Origin of the sequence: Methanoregula sp. (genome assembly GCF_049518935.1) — an archaeon.
Taxonomy (GTDB): Archaea; Halobacteriota; Methanomicrobia; order Methanomicrobiales; family Methanospirillaceae; genus Methanoregula.
Map to the genome: position 1 here is coordinate 1 of NZ_JBEKRH010000037.1, position 7,526 is coordinate 7,526.

The 7,526-nt window shown below is 56.4% G+C and carries 10 protein-coding genes and 1 pseudogene; 4 read left to right on the forward strand and 7 right to left on the reverse strand.

Annotated features, from left to right (window positions below; all coding sequences use genetic code 11):
• From ABSE13_RS12800 to ABSE13_RS12820, 5 genes and pseudogenes are all read right to left on the reverse strand, one after another.
• Nucleotides 1-94 (reverse strand): annotated as a pseudogene (locus ABSE13_RS12800) (30S ribosomal protein S3ae); the annotation flags it as partial.
• Nucleotides 95-98: 4 nt separating this feature from the next.
• A complete protein-coding gene (locus ABSE13_RS12805; protein ID WP_424028906.1) occupies nt 99-332 on the reverse strand; it encodes a KEOPS complex subunit Pcc1 in 234 nt (77 codons plus the stop codon).
• Nucleotides 329-1,561, reverse strand: a complete 1,233-nt coding sequence (locus tag ABSE13_RS12810; protein ID WP_424028907.1) for a DHHA1 domain-containing protein — start codon at nt 1,559-1,561, stop codon at nt 329-331. Before ABSE13_RS12810 ends, ABSE13_RS12805 begins: the two co-directional genes overlap by 4 nt.
• 20 nt (nt 1,562-1,581) lie before the next feature.
• Entirely contained in the window at nt 1,582-2,040 is a 459-nt protein-coding gene (locus tag ABSE13_RS12815; protein WP_424028908.1) for a 30S ribosomal protein S15, read from the reverse strand.
• A 223-nt stretch (nt 2,041-2,263) separates the two neighbouring features.
• On the reverse strand, nt 2,264-2,602 hold the full coding sequence (locus ABSE13_RS12820) for a DMT family transporter (protein ID WP_424028909.1): 339 nt from the start codon (nt 2,600-2,602) through the stop codon (nt 2,264-2,266).
• A 256-nt stretch (nt 2,603-2,858) separates the two neighbouring features.
• Here ABSE13_RS12820 and ABSE13_RS12825 point away from each other — a divergent pair, with 256 nt between their 5' ends.
• The 3 genes from ABSE13_RS12825 (at nt 2,859) to ABSE13_RS12835 (ending at nt 5,480) form a co-directional block, all read left to right on the forward strand.
• On the forward strand, nt 2,859-3,347 hold the full coding sequence (locus ABSE13_RS12825; protein WP_424028910.1) for a hypothetical protein: 489 nt from the start codon (nt 2,859-2,861) through the stop codon (nt 3,345-3,347).
• 75 nt (nt 3,348-3,422) lie between these two features.
• Entirely contained in the window at nt 3,423-4,160 is a 738-nt protein-coding gene (locus ABSE13_RS12830) for a hypothetical protein (RefSeq protein WP_424028911.1), read from the forward strand.
• Between the two features lie 429 nt (nt 4,161-4,589).
• The gene (locus tag ABSE13_RS12835; RefSeq protein WP_424028912.1) at nt 4,590-5,480 is read left to right on the forward strand and encodes a transglutaminase domain-containing protein; all 891 of its coding nucleotides are present in this window, start codon (nt 4,590-4,592) and stop codon (nt 5,478-5,480) included.
• Between the two features lie 49 nt (nt 5,481-5,529).
• On the opposite strand, the gene ABSE13_RS12840 is transcribed toward ABSE13_RS12835, so the two are convergent.
• Both ABSE13_RS12840 and ABSE13_RS12845 read right to left on the reverse strand, forming a co-directional pair.
• Nucleotides 5,530-5,925, reverse strand: coding sequence for a Zn-ribbon domain-containing protein (locus ABSE13_RS12840; protein WP_424028913.1), 396 nt, complete (start codon nt 5,923-5,925; stop codon nt 5,530-5,532).
• Nucleotides 5,926-5,930: 5 nt separating this feature from the next.
• A complete protein-coding gene (locus tag ABSE13_RS12845) occupies nt 5,931-6,584 on the reverse strand; it encodes an Era-like GTP-binding protein (protein ID WP_424028914.1) in 654 nt (217 codons plus the stop codon).
• Between the two features lie 265 nt (nt 6,585-6,849).
• On the opposite strand from ABSE13_RS12845, the gene ABSE13_RS12850 reads away from it, so the two are divergent.
• The gene (locus tag ABSE13_RS12850; protein WP_424028915.1) at nt 6,850-7,416 is read left to right on the forward strand and encodes a CBS domain-containing protein; all 567 of its coding nucleotides are present in this window, start codon (nt 6,850-6,852) and stop codon (nt 7,414-7,416) included.
• Nucleotides 7,417-7,526: the final 110 nt, after the last annotated feature.

A 7,526-nucleotide genomic window follows, 5' to 3' on the forward strand; every position in this document is an offset into this window, starting at 1 on the left:
ACGCCTTGCCGAGGTTGTCGGGGACGTGCACCCTGTACCAGCTCTTGGCCTTCCAGCCTTCAACTCTTCTTCCTACCTGTTTCTTCTTTGCCATAATATCACCTGTTGGTATTTCCTCTGTGCAGGGAACATGTGTCCTCTGCCACTGCCAGGTTCATCAGATAATCGTCCATGGATGCAATGACTGACCGGAGCTGCGTACCCGTGATCGTGGTTACGACACGGTCGCCCTCCGCAACGGTCTCCATGCTGCGCAGGTTGTCGGGCGAAAGCGCCCCGGCAATGCAGGCAGCGTCCCGGTGCCGGGTTGTGATCTTCCCCTCGATCTTCATGCGATCGCCTCCTGCCAGCCCTTAGCAAACGCCCCGAGCGAGTCGCAGGGAATGGTTGCTCCGGCCCGGAGATTGTGCCCGCCGCCGCTTCCTCCGCAGGCAGCCGCCAGTTCCCGGACTTTCGGCCCGAGTTCCAGCGTGCTTCCCGCAGGCGAGCGCACGGAGATCCGGCACGCACTGCCGCTCTTTGCGTACACTAGTACCGGGCCTGCCGCGAGCAGGTCGCGGGAGAGGATGTCGGCAACGTCACTGGGGACGCTCGCATCCTTCACCTCGTAGACCCCGGCAACCCCCTCGTACGGGTGTGCGGATTTTACCGCTTCGATCACCCGGATGCGGTGCTGCCGTGTGATCTCCCACGCACGGTCGATGTCGTGCGAGGAGCGCAGGCAGAGCGTTGCGCCGATGTCGCCGTTGCCGGTCTTGCCGCAGGCGTCGATCACCGCGGTGAAGGCATGGGCGTCCTCTATTACCTCGCGCTGGAGATGGAAGGTGTCGCCCCAGATGCCCTGCAGGCTGGTGAGGGTCGTCTTCGGTGCTGCTTCGAGCACAACCCGCGAGACCAGGGCATCGAGCCGGAGCGGCTCTTCTGCCTTTGCCGGGTCCCGGGACTGGTCGATGAAGTCCGTCACGACCTGTTCTGCACCGCTGATGCCGTCGAGATACGGGTGGGTCGCTGTGTACCAGCGCTCGATCATGTCCCGGCCCGGCAGCGTCAGCCCCCGGTCCGGTACTATGATCCCGTTCGCGATCGCCTCGTTGAAGATCTCAAGGTTCTTCCCGGCAATTGCCTGACCGTCCCCGATAATGCCGGGGATGACAAGACCGGCGAGGTCGCGGTTGTCTCCCAGCTGCTGGGCCACGTAATACGCGGTCCCGGACGCGGAAAGTTCGCGATCGCCGTCGATGCCGGCAAGGCGCGGGTTCACGTGGAATTCCCCGTCGAAGAGCGGGAGGTGGTGGTCCACCACCATCGTGGTCTTCGGGAGGTCTGTCATTCCCGCACCGATGTCGCAGAGGAGGTATGCACTTTCACCGGAAAGATCCGATGTGTTCACGTCCTGCCGCACCCGGAGCCGGAACCGTATGCCTGCACGGAGCATCGCGTGACAGAGGATCGAACCGGCACTGATGCCGTCCGCGTCGTGGTGTGTGAACACCTCGACGTACTCCTGCCTGCGGATCTGCGCTGCAACGGTCTCTGCTGCGGATTCAAGCGACGGGGACATGATGGACGATTCCTGATAAATTACCTGGAGAGGAGGATCTCAGCGTTCTCCGGCTTGTAGACCCAGCCCGCGGGCAGCCTCTTGCTTCCCGTGTAGTACTTCACGAGCCTGCGGATCTTGGACTCGACCAGCTGAAGCTGGCGCTTGTTGTGCAGGTCCTTCTTGTTTTCGGAAAGGTGCTTGCGGAGGCCAAGGGCCTTGATCATCAGGTCGCGGAGGTCCTCGGGGAGGTCGGACGCGGCCTTGTTCTCTTTTAAGATATCCCCGATGCGCTTGCCGGTGGCAAGCTTAACGTCGGGAACGCCATACCGGTCCCGCAGGACCAGTCCAATCATTGCGCTCGATGCGCCGTCCTTACGGAGTTCCAGGATGATCTTGGTGATCGCCGCGGTGTCGGTGTTCGACCACGAGGGTGCCTGTTTCCTGTAGGGGCGGACTGAGCTCGACTTGCCCCTTCTGCGGGCATGCATTCGTGCCATTGTGTAGCCTCCTTGTTAGTAGACTAAACGTAAGTCCAGAAAAGTGCAGTATTGGCTACTGACTCTCTGTAATCCCAAAGCCATGCTTACAGGCAGTGCGGTGTCGCACGTCGGACTTACATCTGTCAGCACAGTTAAAAGTGCTAGCCTACTATTGGCGGGAAGAGATTATAAAGGGTACCGTGGGGCGATGGAGTCTGCTCCGCCCCCCGCAATCGCGCGTTTACGCAGTGACCGTTTTTGAGAAGAAGTTGATCACGAGGACCCCGGCGAGGATGAGCCCCATACCGGCAAGTGCCGGGATGTCGAGGGACTGTCGGAACGCGAAATATGCCACCAGCGTGATGAAGATGATCCCCACGCCGGACCAGATCGCGTAGGTGATGCCGACCGGGATGCTCCTGAGCACGAGGCTCAGTAGATAGAATGCCGCAACATAGCCGGTAACGACAACGATCACGGGGACAATCCGGGTGAAACCGTCAGATGCCTTTAGTGCACTCGTGGCGATAACCTCGGAGATGATGGCGAGCAATAAATAGGCATAGGCAGAGTTGTACATGATCGTTCCTCATGAATCCCCGGCGGCTGCCGGATGCAGTCCGGATACGCAGGGCGTCCCGGGCTGTGCCCGGGAATATTGACATTGAATGCTCTAAACACTACTGCCCCTTCCGGCACGTCCGGTTTAACCCGCAGGTTCAACGCTTCGCCACACACTTTTACACGGGATACTGCTCCCATTTTACGAATACATAAGCTCCTCAGGGCAACTGGTGATCAGGGTGGGAACAACCCCCCAATAATGGAGGAAAACCATGAACTCAAAGACACTCATGAAAGGCGCATTTCTCGCCTTCTGCATCATCGGCATGCTCGTGCTCCCGGCAGCGGCGGCAGGGCAGGCGTCCACCGGGCAGGGATCTGCCGTTGACCAGGGACTCACGGACGACCTCTGGGCCAGCCATCAGACCTACCGGCTGCAGGAATTCGACAGCCATGTCGCGCAGACAAACAACGTTATCGGCATTCTTGGGAAGTACAGCATCGACACTACCCAGATGCAGGCAACCCTGACGACCATCAGCGGTGAGCGTGCAGCGCTTGACACCGCACTGACCAACAAGGACCAGATTGCTCTCAAGACCATCAACGCAGATCTCGTAGCGGACTGGAAACAGTTTGCCCAGGAGATGAAGGAGAGCGTCAAGGCACATTATACTGCAGCCCGGGCATCAGCACAGGCCGGTGCCTCTGGTACGACAACTGCCAGCCTGAGCCCGTCACCAGCAGAATCAACCGTATAAACCGGCAACTCCCCCTTTTTATAAGCTGTTTTTACCTGCCCCTTTTTACCCTGCCGGACAAAAGGAATGGTAACGATGGACAAGCTACCTCTCGAAACGAGCGGTGAGGATTCGGCAATCCGGTTCCGGGACTGCTTCTCTGTGCGGTACATTCAGTCTGCTGCCGTACTCTGCCGGCTCGGGTACGGGATTGAAAAAATCTGCGCAGTATCCGGCTCCCCATCGCAGGATATGCTCCTGCAGCACGAGGCCTTCATCCTCAACTCCATTCTCTCCACCGTCTCTTTCCTCGAATCGACGGTCAACGAGCTCTATGCCGATGCAGCGGACGATGCCTATTTCTTTGCGGACGAGGAGAACGAGGCGCTCCTCAGGACGATCGGGGAGAAGTGGCACAACGAGAAGAATTTCGACCGGGCCCCGATGATCAGCAAGTACCAGAAGATCCTCGCGATCGCTGAGAAACCCCTCTTTGAGGAAGGCGACCAGGCGTACGCGAACGTCAGGACGCTGGTAGAGATCCGTAACCATCTCATGCATTACAAACGGGAATGGGTCGTGATCCGTGATCGCGGGGCTGCGGCAGATGGGGACGAGACCCAGGCGGAGAAATTTGAGAAGATCGTCCGGAAGAAATTTGCCATAAACCCTCTCGCCCCAAAGAACCTGCCCTTCTTCCCGGATAAGTGCCTTGGCCACGGATGTGCGGAATGGGCGCTCATCAACAGCGTCATCTTCACGGACGAGTTCTTCCGGAGGCTCGGACTCCCGGTGCCGTACGAGGGAGTCCGGGACGATCTGGCTACACGATAGCCTTCATGTTTCAGGTAAAAACCGGGCAAATCCCGGGAGTTTCGTTCTTGATTTTAACCGCTGCCTGCACCGCACGTCCGGCCCTGTCAGGAAGCCATGTGCCCGGATGCAAAAACGCCAGAGGCCGCTGAACCCTCCGGTTCTATCCTTATTTTCCCGCGGATAACTCTCAAACTCCCGTCGTTTTATTATTGTTAATACTATGCCGGCACATTCAACGGCAGGTACGTGGGATAGTTCCCAAATTGTAAATTTTAAATAACATTAAGTTATGTACAATGTACCAATTGTACCTCATACAAATCATAATCGACAATAAAACCAGATCCCGCACCCTGATCCCGGGAAAGTGGACAAGGAAACCGACAGGACCGGCACCGGAAGATGCTTTGCAGACAACGGGATTCCAGATGACGAAATGGTGAAGCCATGCAGAAAAAAAACGGAAAAAACGGGCGGAAAAAACGGTCCCCGGTCCTTATGGTTCTTGCTGTCCTTGCGGCTGGTATTCTCCTCCTTGCGGTATTGATGCTGTTTTTCCCGTATCTGAACCCGTTCCCGTCACTGAACCCGTTGAACGCGGATGTTATTGCCCTCGAGAACAGCGATGCCGATAATATCACTCTTCTCAACGATTATATGACCGACCGGTACACCACTGTCATCTACCCGCAGGGGAAAGAACGCATCTCTGCAGAACTGGATAACGTCCGGCAGATACCGGATCCGGAGGCAAAGCTGGACGAGATCTTTGTCTGGGAGATGAAGGACTGGGTCAACCCAAATGATAACCTGTCTGCAGTTATCTGTCCCAATACTGCCTGCACCTATGAATTTCTGGAAAACGATCACACCCGGGCGAAAGCGAGCCCGTATTATGATGGGATCCTCTATCCCCAGAAAAACCCGAATGGCACCTTGTACGCTGACGATCCGTACTGGATCGCTTACAACAGGGTCGGAGAATGCAGGGAATATTCTGCATTGTTTGCGTTCATGGCACAGGAATCCGGTATTGAGTCCCATCTCGTCCGCACCTATTCGCACCAGTGGGTGGAAGTGGAGCTTGCCAACGGGTCCTATTATTACGATCCCTGGTGCGCCGACGCCAATGGTTATTATAACGCAACTGATGGCAACATGACGTTCCGGGACAAATGGTTCAACAGCATCGGTACGTTTGAGGAGAATTGCCGCCCGCCCGACCCTTACCCGATCAGCTATACCGGATTTCCCTATGTCTGGGCTACGCCAAAATACCTGGCGGCCTCCGGGTGGTATGCACTCGGGAAAGGGCTCAATGTGACGTTGCCGGGGTAGAGATTGTCGAAGGATTGTGCGAATAAAAAAAGTCCTGAGAAGCCGCCCCTCACTTCTTCCGGTGCTTCTTCTTCTTCGGCTCGTCCCTGGCCATTGACATCAGGTCGATGATATACGAACCTTCCTTACCCACGCTGACGATCCGCTCGTCGGTCTGGGCCATCTTCTCGAGGTTCAGCTCGTAGGAGCCGGGGGAGACGATACGGATCGTCTCGACCCGGTCGTACATCTCCACCTGCTTCTTCGCAGGTTCGGTGACCTCAAGAACTTCCTCGTGCGACTCGTCAGCGATCTCCTCGATGGACTTCTCCTCGAGCACGTCCTTATTGAGTTCGGCCTCTTTCACGTAGAGGAACTTCTTGTTGCCGCAGCTGGCGCACCCTTTCAGGATATCAGTAGAGCCGTCCTTGTATTCCCGCCCGCATTTCGTACATTTGTGCGGCATCGTCTTCACCCGAAGTATTCGAGCATCGTCTCATAGAGATCTTCGACGTTCCTTCCATCGAGTCCCGAGATCGCGATTACTGGGTGCTGGGGGAACGCGCTCCGGATCCGGCCCGGCGCCGCGTCCGGCAGATCGATCTTGTTGGCGACGATGATCACCGGCAGATCCCTGGCCTCGATGATCCCTATCATCATGATGTTGACCTGCATGAAGGGATCGAGTGTAGAGTCGAGCATATAGACCACGCCGTCGATATCCTCGCGGAGCCAGTGCATTGCTTCTGCAACGCCCTCGGTTGCCTCCCGCGCCCTGATGATCGACTCCTCCTTCTCCATCCCGAACTCGAGGAACTCGTGGTAATCGATCTTGGTCGTGACACCGGGGGTATCTACGATATCAATTGTGATCGTGTTGCCGTTTGCCCCCGAGATGATGATGTCCTCCTTCTTCCGGGCTCGCCGTGTCTCGTGCGGGATCTCACTGACCGGGCCGACCGCGTCGCCTGTCCAGTCCCGGGCAATACGGTTGGCGAGCGTGGTCTTGCCCGCATTCGGCGGCCCGTAAATACCGATCCGGGTCTTTTTCTTCTTGAAAAATTTGTTGAGGAAGGTGGAAAATTTCTTCTTTACCGTGCCAAAAGTCTGATAAAATATCTTCACTGTTCACCTCACCTGCGTAAGGGTTGTACTCAGGTATACAATATGTGCCATAATCCGTTAGTAGTGTATAGAATACGCTGTTTATTATGTTTCTTATCCCGGCCGGTCTATCTCCCGCCGGTGAATCGTTCCCGGGCAGCCATGGCAGCGGCCCGGATATTACCGGAGTGCATCGGGGAGTGCCTTGGCCAAATTGTATTTATACAAGGGAAAGGGAGTATGCTAATTGTAATCATCAGTATCAGGCACTTCAAGGAGGTGACTCATGAAAAAGACATCCAACGCAATCCGGTTTGAGACCCGCGTCCCCCTTCGGGAGGTGATGAAGACAAACCCGGTCATGATCGACATCGAGGCGACTGCTGCAAAGGTGGCAAAGACCATGTGCGAAGAAGAGGTCGGGAGCGTCATCATCCTCAGGCACAACAAGCCCATCGGCATCGTAACCGAGGAAGATCTCGCCTGCAAAGTGGTGGCAAAGGATCTCAAACCGAGTACAGTACATGTTAACGACATCATGAGCACGCCACTCATTACGGTGAGTGCGGAGAAGACTGTAGGCGATGCCGCCCGCATGATGGTGAAGCATAAGGTAAGGAGGCTCCCGATTATTGACGAGCACAAAACCGTGATCGGTATCGTGACCGTCCGGGACCTCCTTACCGTCTCCAACGAGCTGAACGAACTCCTGACCGATCTCGTCGAGATCAACCGTGAGGAGCTCGTTGAGCAGGGTATGTGCAACCGCTGCAGCCAGATGTCTGATGACCTCAAGCGGGTAGACAATGTGATGCTCTGCCCGCGCTGCCGCGAGGAGGATAATATCACATGAGGACAGCACAGGATTTCATGGTTGAGATCCCTGTGCTGAAACATACCGACCAGATGACAAAGGCACGGCAGATCCTGCGGGATGACCGGTTCCGGGAAGTCTATGTCGTG